This is a genomic window from Mesorhizobium sp. WSM4836 (assembly GCF_055811815.1).
On sequence record NZ_JBVVQF010000025.1, the window covers coordinates 32,309 to 48,887 of the forward strand.

Below are 16,579 nucleotides of genomic sequence, written 5' to 3' on the forward strand. Positions count from 1 at the left end.
GAGTAAGTGTCATCAGAAACAGAACCAGGCAAAGCCAACCAAGCTTGACCTCGCCGCAATTTGTGGCGATGACATCGTCATGAATTTCGGCACCACCCCATGATGAACCGTTTCGAAGGCCCCGGTGGCAAGGAAGCCCGCATCCGCTATCTCGACGGCGATTTCCAGGTGACCAGCCCCGGCGCCTTCGTGCGCTGCGCGGTGACCGGCGAGAGCATCCCGCTCGACGAGCTCAAATACTGGAGTGTCGCCAGGCAGGAACCCTATGTGAATGCCGCCGCCTCGCTGCGCCGCGAGATCGAAGCGCATCCGGAACTGCGCCGCCGACGCTAGTCCGATGCAAGTCAGGCCGCCAACCCCAAAATCTCAGAGGTTATCTTGAAATAAAAAACCCGCCTCGAGGGCGGGTCGTCGGAGCCAATTAGCACCATACCCAAATTATTAGCATAGCTGCAGGTACAAAGCAAGAACAAAATACGCTCGACCGGCGGAAAGATGCAAATTCCGCATCGCCGTGGTGCTCAAGCTGCTGGGGTGCTCAAGCTTCTGATCAGCCCTTCAGCCTGCGCTGCCGCCAAGCATCCAGCGTCTCGTCGATGATGCGTTTCGGCACATGCTCGAGCTCGAAGACGGTGTCGATCTCCAGCACGTCGAGCCGCTCGAGGAATTCCGGCGGTGCTGCGCCGTGACGCAGGCGGGCAGCGTCCTTGGCAGTGGTAATGAGGCCAAGCCCGCCTTTACGTGCCGTCGCCGCCAATTCGGCAAGCTCGTCCGCGCTGTAGAAATGATGGTCAGGAAACGGTCGGGTCAGCGCAAGCTCGCCGCCGGCCTCGCTTACGGTGTCGAAAAACCTGTCGGGATGGCCGATGCCGGCGAACGCCAGGAACCGCCTGCCGGCCAGCGTCACCTTGCTGCTCGGCGCGGTATGCGCCTCGAAGATCGGCCTGCCGGCGCGCGCTGCTTGGCGCACGACCGTATCGGCCGCGATACCCTCGCCCATCTTCAGCAAGGCGCTGGTGAAGACCAGTTGGTCGACGATGTTTGCCCGCAGCGGCCCGCCGGGGATGACGCGGCCATTGCCGATGCCATGGCGCGCGTCGACGACGACCAGCGCATAGTCGATGTGGATGCGCGCGCTCTGAAAACCGTCATCCATGATCAGGAAATCGCAGCCGAGCTTCTCCAGCAGAAGCCTGGCGCCGGCGGCGCGGTTCGGCGTCACCGCGACCGGCGCGTGTTCGGCCAGAAGCAGCGGCTCGTCGCCGACATGCTTGGCGGCGTCGTGGTGCGGATCGACGATATGCGGCTGCGCGAAGGAGCCGCCATGGCCGCGCGACAGGAAACCCGGATTGAGCTGCATGCGCCTGGCCTGCTCGGCCAATGCCATCGCCACCGGCGTCTTGCCGGTGCCGCCGACGGTGAAGTTGCCGACGCAGAGCACCGGCGCCTCGACCTTTTCGCGCGGCGCGTGCCGCATGCGGCGACCGGCGACTAGCGCATAGATGGCAGAGAACGGCGACAGCGCCGTGACCCGCCAGTCCGGCTCCTCCCACCAGAAGGGTGGCGCTTCCGAGGTCACGTCAGCGCCCGTTCGCGCCCTTCAGGCGCGACTTGACGACCAGCGGCTGGATATAGGGCTCGAGCGACCTGAGCGTATGTGCCAGCGCACCGCGCATCTCGTCGACGGTCGCCGCACCCGCCGCCATCATCTCATGGCGGGCCGCCTCGTTGGTCAAAAGGAAATTGACGGCGCCGGCCAGCATATCGCGGTCGCGCACCAGCTTGGCGCCGCCACTGTCGAGCAGGCGCTGATAGGCCTCGCGAAAATTCTGGACGTTGCGGCCGGCAAGCACCGCCGTCTCCAGCATGGCCGGCTCCAGCGGATTCTGGCCGCCCTCGGAAGTCAGCGAACGGCCGACAAAGGCAATTTCCGTCAGCCTCAGATAAAGCCCCATCTCGCCGATCGTGTCGCCGAGCAAAATATCGGTGTCGGCGGTGATCCTGTCGCCCTTGCTGCGCTGCGCGAGCTTCAGGCCCATGCCGGAAATCTGCGCGGCCAGCTGCCCGGCGCGATCGGGATGGCGCGGCACGATGATCGTCAAAAGCCCGTGGTGGCGCTTGTGCAGCATGGCGTGAACTTCGGCGGCAACCGCCTCTTCGCCGTCATGGGTCGAGATCGCCGCCCAGGTCGGGCGGCCGCCGATCTGGCGTTTCAGCGCCGCCAGTGCCCGTTCGTCGACCGGCGGCGGCGCGGTGTCGACCTTGAGATTGCCGGACACGGTAACCGGCCGGGCGCCGAGCGAAAGGAAGCGCTCGCCGTCGATGTCCGACTGGGCGACGACATGGGCGAGATTTTCGAACAAGGCTTCGGCGATGTTGGCGCGCTTCTTCCAGGATTTGAAGGAGCGGTCGGACAGCCTGCCATTGACCAGTACCTGCGGCACGCGGCGGGCGCCGAGTTCCAGGATGGTCATCGGCCAGATCTCCGATTCGGCGATGATCGCCAGGTCCGGCCGCCAATGGTCGAGGAAGCGGCTGACCGCCGGCTTGAGGTCGAGCGGCACATATTGGTGGATGATGCGGTCGCCCAGCCGCTCTTCAGCGACCTGCGCCGAGGTGACGGTGCCCGTCGTCAGCACGATGTTGACGCCATAATCGAGAATGCTCTCGACCAGCGGCACGACGGCGATGGTCTCGCCGACGCTGGCTGCATGGATCCAGATCACCGGGCCTTCGGGGCGCTCGCGTCCGGCGACGCCGTAGCGCTCGCGCCGGCGAATGCGGTCCTCCTTGCCTCTGGATGTGCGCCAGGCGACGTAAGTTCCGACCAGCGGGTAGGCGGCGGCCCCGGCGAAACGGTACGCCGTCAGGAAGGCGCGCGCCCAGCGCATACTCATTTCGGACCGTCCACAAGGCGATAGGCCTCGGCGGTCGCGGCATTGAGCGAGGCCGTAACCTCCTGGCGCTTGCGTTCCATCTCCGCGGCGTCGGCGTTGGCCGGCACGAAGACAGGCGTGCCGACGACGATCGAGGAGCGGCCGAAGGGCAAGTTGATCGTCGTCTTGTCCCAGCTGCCCTCGATCACCTTGCGGCGGCTGGTGGCTATCGCGGCAGGCAGGATCGGCCGGCCGGAAAGCCGCGCCAGGAGGACGACACCGAGCCCCGCATCGCGCGGCGTGCCGTGGGGAATATCAGCAATCATGGCGACATTCTTGCCGGTGGCGAGCGACTTTTTGAGGGCGATGAGCGCCTTGGCGCCGCCCTTGTCGAGATGCCTTGCGCTTTCGCGCCCGCCGGAGCCGCGCACCGCCTCGATGCCGAATTTCTCGACCATCAGCGCGTTGAGCTCGGCATCGGCGCTGCGCGACACCATGGCAACCAGCGGCCGTCCCTTGGGATAAAAGGCCGGGGTCAGCAGGTGCTGGCCGTGCCAGAGCGCGATGATGCCGGGCTCGAGCTGCGCATAAGCGCCGCCGGAAAACTTCGCCGATCCGTCGACCATGCGGTTGGTCAGGCGGACAAAGCGGACGAAATACGCAAACAGCGCGGCAAGCGCATTCTTGACGAATCGCGACTGTGCCAGCGGTTCGCGGATCTTGCGCCAGAACGTCTTCGGCTTGCGACGTCTTACCGCCGACCGCGGGGCTGATCGCTTCACCGCTTCATGGTTCATCGATGTCAACCGGCAGCCTTGTTTTCGGGGTCGAGCAGGCGGTGCAGGTGAACGACGAAATAGCGCATATGGGCATTGTCGACACTGGCTTGCGCCTTGGCCTTCCAGACGGCGTGCGCCGATTGGTAATCCGGATAGATGCCGACGATATCGAGCGCGTCGAGATCGCGGAATTCGGTGCCGCCCAGCTTCTTGAGTTCGCCGCCGAACACCAGGTGCAAAAGCTGTTTCTTTCCGTCTTCAGCGGCCATGTCGATCCTTCACATATCGTGAGTTTGGGACACGTCTAGACCAAAGCCGCCGACTTTGGAACTATTGATGATGTTCAATTGTCCAGTCCGGCGATGATGCCGGCGAGCACGGCGAGGAGTTCGCCGCAGCCGGCGGCGAGTGGCCCGTGGCGGATCACTTCGCCGGCATAGAGCGGCGCGCGGCCGTGCCGATCGAGCAAGCCGCCGCCCGCCTCGCGCAGGATGAGATCGGCCGCGGCGATGTCCCAGTCATGCGCATTGGCCTTGACGAAGGTGGCATCGAGCTGGCCGCCGGCGATCATCGCCAGCCGGTAGGCAAGCGAAGGAATATAGGGCACCCGCTTCAGCCGCTTTTGCCATCTCGCCGGCATCAGCTCGATCATCGCCTTCGGTCCGGCAATTTTGGCCGTTTCCGACGGCGGACGCACGCTGATGCGCTCGGCGTTCAGGAATGCGCCCTCGCCCGGCAGCGCCCAATAGATTTCGCCCTTCGCCGGGCAGTCGAGCACGCCGGCAAGCGTTCGGCCGTTCTCGACCACAGCGACGCTGACGCACCACGTGGGCAGGCCCTCGAGGAAGCCGCGCGTGCCGTCGATCGGATCGACGACGAAGGTGCGGCGCGCGACAAGCCTTACCGGGTCGTCGACGGTTTCCTCCGACAGCCAGCCATAGTCCGGCCGGGCCGCCAGCAAGGTCTCGCGCAGATATTTGTCGGCGGCGTGATCGGCTTCGCTGACCGGCGAGGTGCCGCCCTTCATCCACACTTGCGGATTGTTGTTGAAGTATTGCATGGCGATGAGCCCCGCCTCGCGGGCAGCGTCGCGCAGCAGCTGCAGGTCTTCAGTAGCGCCGGCCGAGACGACCGGGTCAAGCTCCGGCAAGGGTCATTCCTTCGATCAAAAGCGTGGGCGCGGCGGTGCCGAAATTGCGGTCAAGATCGCTCGCCGGAACCATGTTGAGGAACATGGTCTTCAAATTGGAGGCGATGGTCACCTCGGCGACGGGATAGGCCAGCTCGCCGTTTTCGATCCAGAAGCCGGAAGCGCCGCGGCTATATTCGCCCGTCACCATGTCGACGCCCTGGCCGAACACTTCGGTGACGTAGAAGCCGGTCTTGAGCGACTTGATCAGCTCTTCCGGCGTATTTTCCCCGGGCTCGATGGCGAGATTGGTCGACGATGGCGAGACCGACGAGCCGCTGCGCGAGCCGCGCCCATTCGTGACGAGGCCGAGTTCGCGTGCCGCCGAGGTCGACAGGAACCAGTGGTTGAGCACGCCCTTGTCGACCATGAACAGTTTTTCGCCCTCGACGCCTTCGCCGTCGAACGGGCGCGAGGCCTGGCCGCGGCGCCGGAGCGGCTCGTCGGTGACGGTGATCGCGGCCGAAGCCACCTTCTTGCCCATCATGTCGCGCAGAAAGCTGGTCTTGCGCGCCACCGCGGCGCCATTGATGGCGCCGGCGAGATGGCCGGCAATGCCGCGCGCGACGCGCGGATCGAACACCACGTCGACCGGCCCGGTCGCGGCCTTGCGCGCGCCGATGCGGCGGACGGCGCGCTCGCCGGCCTTGCGGCCGATATCTTCCGGCGCAGCGAGATCGGAAAAATGCTGGCGCGAGGAGAATTCATAATCGCGCTCCATGCCGGTGCCCTCGCCGGCGATCACGCTGGTCGAGCGCGAAAAGCGCGACGCGACATAATGGCCGACAAACCCATGCGAAGTGGCGAGCACCAGGCCGCCGAGCCCGGCACTGGCGCCGCTGCCGGCCGAATTGGTGACGCCCTTGACGGCAAGCGCCGCCGCTTCGGCGGCAAGCGCTGCTTCCTTCAACTGGTCGGCCGATACCTCCGTGGCATCGAACAGATCGAGGTCGCGCGGTTTCTTGACCAGCAAGGCCGGGTCGGCGAGGCCCTGATAGGGATCCTCGGGGGACACCTTGGCCATGGCGACGGCGCGCTCGGCCAGCATTTTGGGGTCGGATGCCGCCGTTGCCGAAACGCTCGCTACCCGTCTGCCGACGAAGACGCGCAGCGAGACGTCCTCGCTCTCGGACGCCTCCGTGCCTTCGACCTTGCCGAGCCGCACCGACACGCCGGTCGAACGGCCGCGTACCGCAACCGCATCGGCGGCATCGGCGCCGGCCCGTTTGGCAGCCTCGACCAGGGCCGCGACGCGATCGGTCAGTTTCGCTGCGTCGAGCGTATCGGTCATGCGCATGATCCTGTTATTTCCGGCCGGCAATAGGGCAGCCGCTGCTGCACCATCTATTGTCCCGATGCGCCTTCTGCAATGGGAGAAGCGGACAATCAGGAGGCATCTGGCCCTAGGTCGGCGCGACCGATCTAGAGGTCCTGCGTCTCTCTGGACGCATAAAGGATGTTTTAGATCCTTGATTTTGCACCTGGGCCGGCCTGACCAACCGGAAGGCCTCACCGTCAATCGATCAGGCGCGGAAGCGATCAGCCGAGAAGGCTGCAACGCGCGCTGGATCGCCGCGTCCAGCGATCAGCTCGGCAACCAGGCGCGCGGTGATCGGAGCGAGTGTCAGGCCAAGGTGGCCATGACCGAAGGCGTGGATCACCTTGGAGCTGCCGCGCGACCGACCGATGACCGGGCGGGAGTCGGGCAGCGACGGCCGGAACCCGAGCCACTCGGATGACGGTCGGCCGAGTTGCGGAAAGAACTGCCTGACACCGCGATCGAGCAGCGCCAGCCGGCGCGGATTTGGCGGCGCCCCAAGCCCGCCGAGCTCCACGGTTCCGGCGACACGCAGCCGGCCGGCCATCGGCGTCATGTAGAAGCCGAGATCGACCGGACAGACCGGACGATTGAGCAGAGGCGCTTCGGTCGGAAATTCGAGATGATAACCGCGCTCGGTCTCGAGCGGGACCCTGTCGCCGGCCTGCATGGCCAACGCCCGCGATTGTGCGCCCGCGGCGATCACCACCGTGTTCGCCTTGATGCGAAAGCCGGAACCGCTGAGGCTGACACCGTCCGCCTCGACCCGCAGCCCGGTTATCTCAGCCTGTGCTACCGAAACGCCGCGGTCGGTCGCGGCATCGAGCAGCCGCCGCATCACTGTCTTAGGATCCGTGACATTCATCGAGTCCGGGAAGTACAGACCACTGGCCCCGGTCGTGGGCAGGGCAGGCTCCAGCGCGGCGATCTCTTCCGGCGCCAGAACCTCCTGATGGACGCCAAACCCGGCGCGCAGCGCCCTTCCCCCGGCAGCCTTGGCGAAATCGCTCTCGCGGCGATACAGGTAAAGACAACCGTTGCGTCGCAGCAGGTCGGCCAGGTCAGCCTCCTCCACCATCTCTTCCCAGGCCGGCAGGGCCTCGGCCAGTAGACCGGCGAGCGCCAGCGCATTGGCGCGGGTGGCCGCCGGAAGCGATTGCCGCACGAATTGAACCAGCCATGGCGCAAGCCGCAACAGCGCCGGCCAGCGCAAGGAAAAAGGGCTGTTAGGATCGAGAAGCAGCTTTGGCAACGCGCGCAGCACAGCCGGATTGCCGACCGGCATGCAGGCATATTCGGCAATCGTTCCGGCATTGCCGAAAGAGGCCCCGGAGCCCGGCTCATTGGGGTCGATGAGCAGGACTTCGCGGCCCTCAGCTGCGAGCCGGAGTGCCGTTGCCAGCCCGACAACGCCGGCACCGACAATGGCGATTTCGACCCTTTCCGACGCTGCCATCATCAAATTCCTAGACGAAGCCAGGCAATTGCAGATGGCCGGCCGATAACAGTTCGGCCATGGCGTTCAGGGCCGTGCGCAGATCGTCGAGCGAGCGCGCGGCTCCGACATTGATGCGCACGCCGTGCTGTACCGGCTCGCGCCCAACCGCGAAGGCATCACCCGGGAGCACGGCAACGCCACGTTCCAGGCAGGTGCGAGCGAAACCCGCGCCCCGCCACGGCTCCGGAAGGCGCAGCCAGGCATGCGTCGAAGTGGGGTGGTTCTGGACATCGTAGCGGCCGAGGATTTCGGTGAGGATGGCCTGGCGCTGGCGAAGCTCCTGCTTCTGCGTTTCTATGATGCGCGCCACCAGGCCCTCTTCTATCAGCCGCGCGCCGATCAGCGCCGTCAAGGGACTGATGCTCCAGCAGTTGATGCGCAAAGCCGCTGCGACCTGGCCGGCTACGGCGCGTGGCGCGATCACAAAACCGAGGCGCAGCCCTGGGGCAAGACATTTCGACATGGCGCCGATATGGATCGTCAGTTCGGGCTCGAGGCTGGCAAGCGATGGCGGCGGATTATCTGCCAGGGGGCGGTAGACGTCATCTTCGATGATGAGGACGTTGTGGCGGCGGGCGACAGCTATCAGCTCGTGCCGGCGCTCCTCGGATAGCGTGATGGTCGTCGGGTTGTGCAGGGTCGGCACCAGGAAGACCGCGCGTGGGCGGAGCTGCGCGCAGGCCGCGTCGAACGCGTCGGCCCGCATGCCGCCTCGGTCCATCGCGACGCCTCTGAGGTCGAGCCCATGCACCCGGCACAGTGCATTGATGCCCTGATAGGTCACTTCGTCGGCGAGCACGACCTCGCCCTGCCTGGTCACCGCGCCAAGCACGCAATCCAGCCCATGCTGGGCGCCCGCCGCCAGCACCACGCGGCCGGGATCGCCTTCCCCCGCCACCGGTCGCATCCACTCGGCGATTGCCGTCCTCGCCCAAAGCGGCCCCTCGGGGGGATGATAGTCCTGAAGCGTGGCATAGTGCCGGTCCTTGGACAGGCGCGGCAGCAGCAGCCCGAGCGCGTCGAGATAGGCCGAGGTCGCAGGTCTGTTGACGGAAAGATCGATTACGCCGGTGTCGTCGCTCGGCGCCGACACGAAACCTAGCCTTTCGCCGCCATTGCGGGCCGCAACCGTTGTGCCGCGTCCGGGCCGCGCTTCGAGCAGGCCGCGCTGCTGCAGCGTCGACAGTGCGCGCGTCACCGTGGTGACATTGATGCCCAGTGCACGCGCGATCTCGCGCTGCGGTGGGAGCCGGTCTCCAACCGCAAGTGTGCCGGCCGTGATCCGTTCGGCAATAGCGTCGGCAAGGCGCCGATAGACCGGGCCTTCATCCGAGGCGAGTTGCAGGTCCTGAAGCATGCGGATTGGCGGTTTCGGTGTGTTGACGCTCTGGCTATCGGCGCATCTAGCATAAGACAATGCTCCAGACAATAGTAATTGTCCGGCACATATTTCCATAATCCGGCCGAAAATTCTCACACAATCCCGATGAAAGCCGCTTGACGGCCAAACTTGTCTGCATCTATGGTCCTTTAGAGATCGATTGTGTGAGCATACAACTTTGGTTTGCCGCCTTGTGCGGCAGCACCACGCGAGACCGACACATGCACGGCAAGCACCACCTCGTTTCGACAAGCAGCTTCTGCCGCAGCTCGACGGACTTGCGTCCGTGATCGCCGAAACGACAACCCTGTCACGCGACAGTGCCGAGCCTGCACGGGCAGCCGATGCCGGCAGCCAGCGCTTTGTCGAATTCGTCGATGTCGAGAAATCCTATGACGGCCGCACGTTCGCGGTAACACGACTGAACCTCGGCGTTGCGCGTGGCGAGTTCCTTACCCTTCTCGGACCCTCCGGTTCGGGCAAGACGACGACGCTCAACATGCTTGCCGGGTTCGAACGGCCGACCAGCGGCGTCATTGCGCTTGCAGGCCGGTCGGTCGACAGGCTGCCGCCCTACGAACGCAACATCGGCATGGTGTTCCAGAACTACGCGCTGTTTCCGCACATGAGCGTTGAAGAGAACGTCGCCTTCCCGCTCTCGGTCCGCAAGATTACCAAGACCGAAGTCGCAGCCCGCGTCGGCCGCGCGCTCGACATGGTGCGGCTGCGGCAGTTCGGCGACCGGCGGCCGGCACAGCTTTCCGGCGGCCAGCAGCAGCGCGTCGCGCTTGCCCGCGCGCTGGTGTTCGAGCCGAGCCTGGTGCTGATGGACGAGCCGCTCGGTGCGCTCGACAAGAAGCTGCGCGAGCATATGCAGCTCGAGATCAAGCAGCTGCACACGATGCTCGGTGTCACCATCGTCTATGTGACACACGACCAGAGCGAGGCGCTGACCATGTCGGACCGCGTCGCCGTTTTCAACAATGGCGGGATTGCCCAGCTCGGTTCGCCTGATGATCTCTACAACGCGCCGCAAACTTCGTTTGTCGCAAGCTTCATCGGCGAGAACAATACACTGCTCGGCAAGGTCGACCGCGTCTCCGGCAGGGAGTGCCGCGTCGCGCTGGACGGCGGCGGTTCGGTCACGGCGCTCGCCATCGGTGTTGCGGAGGGTGCGGCCTGCCATGTCGCTATCCGCCCGGAGCGGCTGAAGCTTGCGCCCGCTTCGAACGGAGCAAATGCGTTGGCCGGCACGGTCGATGGCCGCATCTATCTCGGCGACCACCAGCGTCTTCTGGCCAAGCTGGAAAACGGACAGGTGCTGACCGTCAAGGTCGGCCCCGAAGCGACCATGGGCAACGGGGAACCGCTCACGGTTTGCTGCGCGCCCAACGACTGCCGTGCCTTTCCGGCCGATGCCGGAACGGGCGGTTGCATCTCGAAAACAGGGGAATAACAACAATGAAAATCACCAAAGCACGGCTGTTCGCCTTTGCGGCAGCCACAGCATTCATCACCTCAGGACATGTCGCCTTCGCCGACGAGCTTTCGATCATGGCCAGCGGCGGCGCCTGGCAGGATGCCCAGCGCAAGGCATGGTTCGAGCCGTTCAGCAAGGAGACCGGTGCCAAGATCGTCGAGCAGGAATATCTTGGCGATCTCGGCAAGGTCAAAGCCATGGTCGACACCGGCAACGTGCCGATCGACCTGGTGACGGTCGAGACCGCGACCGTGCTGCAGGGTTGCGACGCCGGCATTCTCGAGCGCCTCGACTATTCCAAGATCGCGCCGCGCGAAAAGTTTCTCGAAGGTTCCGCGCTCGACTGCGGCGTCGGCCTCGACGCTTATGGCGACGTGCTCGCCTACGATCCCAACGTGCTGAAAGAGGCGCCGACCTCGGTGCTCGACATCTTCGACACGACCAAGTTTCCGGGCAAGCGCGCGATGCGCAAGTTCCCGGCGCAGAATTTGGAATGGGCGCTGATGGCCGATGGCGTCGCGCCGGCCGATGTCTACAAGGTGCTGGCCACGCCGGAGGGCGTCGACCGCGCTTTCAAGAAGCTCGACACCATCAAGAAAGACATCGTTTGGTGGGATGCCGGCGCGCAGCCGCCGCAGCTCCTGGCATCCAAGGAAGTGGTGATGACCACCGCCTGGAACGGCCGTATCCAGAATGCTATCGACAAGGACGGGGCGCCATTCAAAATCGTCTGGAACAACCAGATCCTCGAATACGACATGATCGCCATTCCGAAGGGCGCCAAGAACCCGGATCTGGCCTACAAATACCTTGCCTATATCAGCCAGCCGGAAAACAACGCCAAGCTCGCCAGCTACATCACTTACGGGCCAGTGCGGACCGATGCAGCTTCCTTTGTCGCGCCAGACGCGCTGCCCAAATTGCCGAACGCGCCCGACCATATGAGCGCTTATCTGGTCGCCGACACCGAATTCTGGGGCGACTACGGCGAGGATCTGGTCAAGCGCTTCAACGCCTGGCTCGCGCAGTAGGAAAAATGACGGCGCTTAGGCCCACGGAACTGGACCGGCCGCGCATCGCGCGCGACCGGTCGGCCGCCGATGCCAAGGCGGCGAAATCCGTCACGGCAAAACTTCGGCGCGCCGAGTTTGGCGACCGGCTGCGATCGCTGGCGCTGGCGGCGCCTTTGCTTGTGCTGCTGGCGCTGAGCTTCGGCATCCCGATCGTCCTGCTGCTGTCGCGCGCCGTCTATGATCCGACGATTGCCGACGCCCTGCCGCAGACCAGCCAGACGCTGCGCGGCTGGAACGGCGCGGGACTGCCCGGCGATGCCGCCTTCCTGGCCCTTGCCGCCGACCTCCGCGACAATCAGACCAAGGGCACCGCCTACGAACTCGCCAAGAGCCTGAATGCCCGGCTGCCCGGTGCGCGCAGCCAGGTGCTCAAGACGGCACGCCAACTCGAGGCTGCCGACAGGCCGCCGCTGGAGGTGATGAAAGCGGTGCCGTTCTGGTCGGCGCCCGGCACGTGGCCGGTCATCGAGAGCGGCACCCATAGCGTGACGTCGTTCTACCTGCTGAGCGCGCTCGATCTGCGCTGGAACGCCGACGGAGGCATTGAAAGAGTGCCGCCGGAACAGGCGATCTTCCTGCAGGTATTCATGCGCACATTCTTCGTCGCCGCGGCGGTGACGCTGGCCACGCTGATACTGGGCTTCCCCCTCGCCTACCTCATCGCCTCCGTGCCCAAGGGCCTCGCCGCCATCCTCATCGTGGCGGTGCTGCTGCCATTCTGGACGTCGATCCTGGTGCGAACCGCGGCCTGGACCGTGCTCCTGCAGAAATTCGGCCTAGTCAATGATTTGCTGTTGTGGCTCGGCATTGCCGACGACCGGCTAGACCTGATGTACAGCCGCATCGGACTGATCATCGCCATTACCCATATCCAGCTGCCGTTCACGCTGCTGCCGATCTACAGTGTCATGCGCACGATCCCGGCCTCGCAGATGAAGGCCGCCTATTCGCTCGGCGCAAAACCCTTCACCGCGTTCCGCCGCGTCTATCTTCCACAGGTTTTTCCGGGCGTCATGGCCGGCTGCCTGCTCACCTTCATTCTCTGCCTCGGCTACTACATCACGCCGGCGCTCATCGGCGGCGCAAGCGACCAGCTGATCAGCAATTTCATCGCCAACTACGTCAATGTCGAGCTGAACTGGGAGATGGCGGCAGCGCTGAGCTTCATCCTGCTCGTCTTCACCCTGGCGCTGTTCGGCATCTTTGCCCGCATCCTCGGCCTCGACCGTCTCAAGCTGGTGTAGCCATGCTGCTGTCTCCCTATCCAACGACTGGCGAGCGAATCCGCATCACCCTGCTCTGGCTGTGGTGCAGCCTGGTGATCCTGTTCCTGCTGGTGCCGATCCTCATTCCAGTTCCCTTGTCATTCAACAGCGGCGCCTTCTTCATCTTTCCGCTGGAGGGAATTTCGACGCGCTGGTACGCGGTCGTGCTCGGCACCCAACGCTGGCAATCGGCGATCGGCAACAGCCTGATCGTTGCGTTCGGAACGACGCTGATCGCAACGACGCTCGGCACGTTGACGGCGATTGCGCTTTCCGACGAAAAGTTTCCCGGCCGCCGCATCGTCATGCCGCTGCTGTTGTCGCCGCTGATCGTGCCGGTGGTGATCACCGCTGTCGGCTCGTATCTGTTCTATGCCCGCGTCGGCCTGGCCAGCACCTATGCCGGCATCATCCTGGCGCATACCGCGCTCGCCAGCCCGTTCGTCGTTGTCACGGTGGGAGCGAGCCTCACCGGCTTCGACCGCAATCTGATGCGCGCTGCCGCCATCTCCGGAGCAAAGCCCATCACGTCGTTCTTCAGGGTGATGCTGCCGCTGATCCTGCCCGGCGTGCTATCAGGCGCCGCTTTCGCCTTCGTCACCTCGTTCGACGAGGTGGTCGTCGTGCAGTTCCTGGCCAGCGCCAACCAGCGCACCATGCCGCTCGAAATGTTCATCGGCCTACGCGAGAAGTTGAGCCCGGCAATAACCGCCGCCGCGACACTGATGATGGGGCTGTCAATCATCCTCCTGGTCGTCGCCAATCTTCTGGCCCGTCGTGGCAAGAAGCGACCGCGCATCGAGTAAGAATGTCGTATGGCGGTCGGGCCGCGACGGCGGCACCGCTGACGTCGGCGCTAGTCGAAGATACGGCGTGGGCGACAGTCAGCCTGTAGAGTTGGGATCGGCTGGATCCACCCACGGGCGGCCCAATCGTGTGACCATCGCCGCATACCCGACCGCACCTGCCGCCCAAAGGAAGATACCAAGCTCTTTGACGGCGTCTTCGGCGATGTCGACCGCCGAACCCGGGGTAGGAAACAGCTCTCCCAGCTGGTCGATTGCTGCTGACATCGCGAGTAGGAAGCCTGCGGCCACAAATACGATCGTGCCGTCGAATGTCTTGCGTCGCAGCCGAAAGAACCAGAACAACCCGGCGACGGCGTAGATAGTCATTGTAACAATCTCTGGTATCGCAAAAACGGGCAGCACGTCCTCATGGATTAACAACAGGTCATCGAGGCCCATGACCAGGGTAAGGCCGCCGAGAAACGTGCAATCCCATCGGTGCGTGAGCAGACCAGCAAACAGGGTTACGGCGCCGGTGCCGATCCATAGTGAAGCACCTAGGGACGAAATCCACCCCGTATAGAAGCCAACATCGGCGGCTGCAGATGGATCTCGATAGAAGATCGTAGCGTCCAGACCAAGCCTTTGCGCGGCGAACAGCGCGGCCAGGAGCATCACAACGTTAATCGCTGCGGCCGCAAGCATGACCAACCGCCAGGACATCGTCCATTCGCCGCCGTGCTTTGTGTCCAGCGCGTTCTTGTCTGACATTGTGCCGAAGCCCATTGTGGGTACGATGGCCGCTAGCTCCGCTGCGCCGCGAACTCCGCCAGCACTATGCCGGCCCGCCATGATGGCGGCAACACACGGAACGGTTGCAGCGCTTCGCCCATGACGACGCCGTCGTGGTGCAGTTCCTGGCCAGCGCCAACGGCCTGCGCGAAAAGCTCTCGCCGGCAATCACTGCCGCCGCGACACTGATGATGGGGCTGTCGATCATCTTGCTCGTCGTCGCCAATCTTCTGGTTCGACGGAGCCAGCGGCGGCCTGGACCGACCATCTAATCCTGGCTTTCAAGCCGGGCGAGATCGGCTTGCCCAACCTGGCGTCAGGAACCGGCCACGGGTGTCCAGATCACGTCGTCAATCCTGAGCGCGCCGGTGGCGAGCATCACCAGCCGGTCGAAGCCGAGCGCCGCGCCACTCGCCTGCGGCATGATGGCAAGCGCGGCGAGAAAATCCTCGTCGATCGGGTAGCGTTCGCCATAGACGCGCTGCTTTTCGTCCATTTCGGCGGCAAAGCGCCGGCGCTGCTCGGCCGGGTCGGTCAACTCGCCAAAGGCGTTGGCGAGCTCGACGCCGCAGCAATAGAGCTCGAAGCGCTCGGCGGTGCGCGGATCGTCGGCGCTGGGCCGGGCCAGTGCCGCCTCCGAGATCGGATATCCGAAGAGAATGGTGGCGCGCCCCTGCCCCAGCAACGGTTCGATTTTTTCGACCATCACCCGGCTGAACAGGTCGGCCCAATTGTCGTCGGGCGCGGTCCGCAATCCGGCCTGGACCAGGGCCGCATGCAACCCCGCGCGGTCGGTGCTGCCGTCGGCTGCAACCGTCTCCAGCAGATCGATGCCGGCATGGCGCATGAAGGCGTCGGCGACACTCAACCGTTCCGGTGCCGCAAACGGGTCGGCCTCGCGGCCTCGGAAGGTAATACGCTTCGCTCCGGCCCGTTCGGCCGCCAGCGCGACAAGCTCGGCGCAATCGCGCATCAGGCTCTCATAGGTCTCGCCGACGCGGTACCATTCGAGCATGGTGAACTCCGGATGGTGCAAGGGGCCGCGCTCGCGGTTGCGCCAGACAGAACCGAGGCTGAAGATGCGCTCCTCGCCGGCGGAAAGCAGCTTCTTGCAGGCGAATTCCGGCGACGTGTGGAGGTAGAGCGGCTGGCGCTGCCCGTCCGGCCCGATCGCCTCGGTGGCAAAGGCCGACAGGTGCGCTTCATTGCCGGGCGAGACCTGCAGGGCCGATGTCTCCACCTCGACGAAGTCGCGGCGGGCGAACCAATCGCGCATGCCGGCGGCAATGGCATTGCGCAGGATCAGTCGCGGCCGGCGGTCGGCATGGACATGCGGCGTCCACCACGGCGAGGCGGCGGTCATCGGCTTCAGGCGAATTGCACAGAGGGCTGGCGATTGCGGCCAAGATGCGCTAGGCCGCACGCAGCGGCCTCTCCAGCCGATTTGCGCCAACAAATTTTATCAGGATGGAAACCCGTGAAGGTCATCGCCAGCTCCTTACGCAAAGGCAACGTCGTCGAAAAGGACGGCAAGCTTTATGTGATCCTCTTTGCCGAAAACATTCATCCTGGCAAGGGTACGCCGGTCACCCAGCTCGACATGCGGCGTATCTCCGACGGGGTAAAGGTTTCCGAGCGTTACCGCACCACCGAGCAGGTCGAGCGCGCCTATGTAGAGGAGCGCGAGCACACGTTCCTCTACCGCGACGGCGAAGGCTTTCACTTCATGAACCCTGAGACTTACGACCAGGTCGCGGTGCCGGAAAGCGTGGTCGGCGACATGGCGCCTTATCTGGTGGAAGGCATGCCGGTGCAGATCTCGCAGTACAACAACATCGCCATCTCGCTGGTGCTGCCGCAGCGCGCCACGTTCGAGGTGGTCGAGACCGAGCCGGTGACCAAGGGCCAGACGGCATCCTCGTCCTACAAGCCGGCAACGCTGTCCAACGGCGTGCGTACGCTGGTGCCACCACACATCAGCGCCGGCACCCGCGTGGTGGTGATGACCGCCGATGGCGCCTATGTCGAGCGCGCGAAGGATTGAGGCGCGAAACCTGAAAACGCCTCGCCGAAAGCGTCGAGGCGGCCCGTCATCGTCCAGCGCTTTGCGCCATTAGGACGATGTCGGCGCTGCACGCAG

17 protein-coding genes are annotated in these 16,579 nt (G+C 64.6%); 7 read left to right on the forward strand and 10 right to left on the reverse strand.

Translation table 11 applies throughout. The features are described 5' to 3' along the window. Positions 1-99: 99 nt before the first annotated feature. Entirely contained in the window at positions 100-333 is a 234-nt protein-coding gene (locus AC0L2P_RS25455; RefSeq protein ID WP_031211156.1) for a DUF2093 domain-containing protein, read from the forward strand. Between the two features lie 217 nt (positions 334-550). On the opposite strand, the gene lpxK is transcribed toward AC0L2P_RS25455, so the two are convergent. The 8 genes from lpxK to AC0L2P_RS25495 all read right to left on the reverse strand — a co-directional run bounded on the left by lpxK (position 551) and on the right by AC0L2P_RS25495 (position 9,017). Next, positions 551-1,579: a tetraacyldisaccharide 4'-kinase gene (gene lpxK / locus AC0L2P_RS25460; RefSeq protein ID WP_473505130.1), complete on the reverse strand. Its 1,029-nt coding sequence runs from the start codon at positions 1,577-1,579 to the stop codon at positions 551-553. 1 nt (position 1,580) lies between these two features. After that, positions 1,581-2,897, reverse strand: coding sequence for a lipid IV(A) 3-deoxy-D-manno-octulosonic acid transferase (gene waaA, locus AC0L2P_RS25465; protein WP_473505132.1), 1,317 nt, complete (start codon positions 2,895-2,897; stop codon positions 1,581-1,583). After that, positions 2,894-3,673 carry a lysophospholipid acyltransferase family protein gene (locus AC0L2P_RS25470; protein ID WP_473505134.1) on the reverse strand — a complete coding sequence of 260 codons (780 nt, stop codon included), beginning with the start codon at positions 3,671-3,673 and terminating at the stop codon, positions 2,894-2,896. Before AC0L2P_RS25470 ends, waaA begins: the two co-directional genes overlap by 4 nt. 5 nt (positions 3,674-3,678) lie before the next feature. Beyond that, the gene (locus AC0L2P_RS25475) at positions 3,679-3,924 is read right to left on the reverse strand and encodes a DUF4170 domain-containing protein (RefSeq protein WP_352525444.1); all 246 of its coding nucleotides are present in this window, start codon (positions 3,922-3,924) and stop codon (positions 3,679-3,681) included. A 74-nt stretch (positions 3,925-3,998) separates the two neighbouring features. After that, positions 3,999-4,805 (reverse strand): 3'(2'),5'-bisphosphate nucleotidase CysQ, encoded by an 807-nt coding sequence (locus AC0L2P_RS25480; protein WP_473505136.1) that lies wholly within the window; start codon positions 4,803-4,805, stop codon positions 3,999-4,001. After that, positions 4,792-6,135 carry a TldD/PmbA family protein gene (locus tag AC0L2P_RS25485; RefSeq protein WP_473505138.1) on the reverse strand — a complete coding sequence of 448 codons (1,344 nt, stop codon included), beginning with the start codon at positions 6,133-6,135 and terminating at the stop codon, positions 4,792-4,794. The genes AC0L2P_RS25480 and AC0L2P_RS25485 overlap by 14 nt, the downstream gene beginning before the upstream one ends. Positions 6,136-6,367: 232 nt before the next feature. Beyond that, on the reverse strand, positions 6,368-7,618 hold the full coding sequence (locus AC0L2P_RS25490) for an NAD(P)/FAD-dependent oxidoreductase (RefSeq protein WP_473505140.1): 1,251 nt from the start codon (positions 7,616-7,618) through the stop codon (positions 6,368-6,370). A gap of 10 nt (positions 7,619-7,628) precedes the next feature. Then, complete coding sequence (locus tag AC0L2P_RS25495) at positions 7,629-9,017, reverse strand: aminotransferase-like domain-containing protein (protein WP_473505142.1); 1,389 nt, start codon at positions 9,015-9,017, stop codon at positions 7,629-7,631. A 331-nt stretch (positions 9,018-9,348) separates the two neighbouring features. Here AC0L2P_RS25495 and AC0L2P_RS25500 point away from each other — a divergent pair, with 331 nt between their 5' ends. Genes AC0L2P_RS25500 through AC0L2P_RS25515 form a run of 4 tightly spaced genes read left to right on the forward strand, consistent with a single transcriptional unit; the run spans position 9,349 to position 13,665 of the window. Continuing rightward, a complete protein-coding gene (locus tag AC0L2P_RS25500; protein WP_473505256.1) occupies positions 9,349-10,497 on the forward strand; it encodes an ABC transporter ATP-binding protein in 1,149 nt (382 codons plus the stop codon). Positions 10,498-10,502: 5 nt separating this feature from the next. Continuing rightward, entirely contained in the window at positions 10,503-11,552 is a 1,050-nt protein-coding gene (locus tag AC0L2P_RS25505; protein ID WP_473505144.1) for an ABC transporter substrate-binding protein, read from the forward strand. A gap of 5 nt (positions 11,553-11,557) precedes the next feature. Beyond that, positions 11,558-12,838: an ABC transporter permease gene (locus AC0L2P_RS25510; RefSeq protein WP_473505146.1), complete on the forward strand. Its 1,281-nt coding sequence runs from the start codon at positions 11,558-11,560 to the stop codon at positions 12,836-12,838. Positions 12,839-12,840: 2 nt separating this feature from the next. Next, positions 12,841-13,665: an ABC transporter permease gene (locus tag AC0L2P_RS25515; RefSeq protein WP_473505148.1), complete on the forward strand. Its 825-nt coding sequence runs from the start codon at positions 12,841-12,843 to the stop codon at positions 13,663-13,665. A 78-nt stretch (positions 13,666-13,743) separates the two neighbouring features. Here the strand turns inward: AC0L2P_RS25515 and AC0L2P_RS25520 are convergent, their stop codons facing one another. Beyond that, the gene (locus AC0L2P_RS25520; RefSeq protein WP_473505150.1) at positions 13,744-14,418 is read right to left on the reverse strand and encodes a hypothetical protein; all 675 of its coding nucleotides are present in this window, start codon (positions 14,416-14,418) and stop codon (positions 13,744-13,746) included. 104 nt (positions 14,419-14,522) lie between these two features. Here AC0L2P_RS25520 and AC0L2P_RS25525 point away from each other — a divergent pair, with 104 nt between their 5' ends. Beyond that, positions 14,523-14,711 carry a hypothetical protein gene (locus AC0L2P_RS25525; RefSeq protein ID WP_473505152.1) on the forward strand — a complete coding sequence of 63 codons (189 nt, stop codon included), beginning with the start codon at positions 14,523-14,525 and terminating at the stop codon, positions 14,709-14,711. 44 nt (positions 14,712-14,755) lie between these two features. On the opposite strand, the gene epmA is transcribed toward AC0L2P_RS25525, so the two are convergent. Then, a complete protein-coding gene (gene epmA / locus AC0L2P_RS25530) occupies positions 14,756-15,802 on the reverse strand; it encodes an EF-P lysine aminoacylase EpmA (RefSeq protein WP_473505154.1) in 1,047 nt (348 codons plus the stop codon). A 114-nt stretch (positions 15,803-15,916) separates the two neighbouring features. Here epmA and efp point away from each other — a divergent pair, with 114 nt between their 5' ends. Continuing rightward, complete coding sequence (gene efp, locus AC0L2P_RS25535) at positions 15,917-16,483, forward strand: elongation factor P (protein ID WP_023674374.1); 567 nt, start codon at positions 15,917-15,919, stop codon at positions 16,481-16,483. Positions 16,484-16,579: the final 96 nt, after the last annotated feature.

What these genes read in the sequence shown, in the direction of transcription:
- AC0L2P_RS25455 (WP_031211156.1), top strand. Translation starts at nt 100, where the DNA reads ATGATGAACCGTTTCGAAGGCCCCGGTGGCAAGGAAGCCCGCATCCGC.
- waaA (WP_473505132.1), bottom strand. Translation starts at nt 2,897, where the DNA reads ATGAGTATGCGCTGGGCGCGCGCCTTCCTGACGGCGTACCGTTTCGCC.
- AC0L2P_RS25470 (WP_473505134.1), bottom strand. Translation starts at nt 3,673, where the DNA reads ATGAACCATGAAGCGGTGAAGCGATCAGCCCCGCGGTCGGCGGTAAGA.
- AC0L2P_RS25475 (WP_352525444.1), bottom strand. Translation starts at nt 3,924, where the DNA reads ATGGCCGCTGAAGACGGAAAGAAACAGCTTTTGCACCTGGTGTTCGGC.
- AC0L2P_RS25485 (WP_473505138.1), bottom strand. Translation starts at nt 6,135, where the DNA reads ATGACCGATACGCTCGACGCAGCGAAACTGACCGATCGCGTCGCGGCC.
- AC0L2P_RS25490 (WP_473505140.1), bottom strand. Translation starts at nt 7,618, where the DNA reads ATGGCAGCGTCGGAAAGGGTCGAAATCGCCATTGTCGGTGCCGGCGTT.
- AC0L2P_RS25495 (WP_473505142.1), bottom strand. Translation starts at nt 9,017, where the DNA reads ATGCTTCAGGACCTGCAACTCGCCTCGGATGAAGGCCCGGTCTATCGG.
- AC0L2P_RS25505 (WP_473505144.1), top strand. Translation starts at nt 10,503, where the DNA reads ATGAAAATCACCAAAGCACGGCTGTTCGCCTTTGCGGCAGCCACAGCA.
- AC0L2P_RS25510 (WP_473505146.1), top strand. Translation starts at nt 11,558, where the DNA reads ATGACGGCGCTTAGGCCCACGGAACTGGACCGGCCGCGCATCGCGCGC.
- AC0L2P_RS25515 (WP_473505148.1), top strand. Translation starts at nt 12,841, where the DNA reads ATGCTGCTGTCTCCCTATCCAACGACTGGCGAGCGAATCCGCATCACC.
- AC0L2P_RS25520 (WP_473505150.1), bottom strand. Translation starts at nt 14,418, where the DNA reads ATGTCAGACAAGAACGCGCTGGACACAAAGCACGGCGGCGAATGGACG.
- epmA (WP_473505154.1), bottom strand. Translation starts at nt 15,802, where the DNA reads ATGACCGCCGCCTCGCCGTGGTGGACGCCGCATGTCCATGCCGACCGC.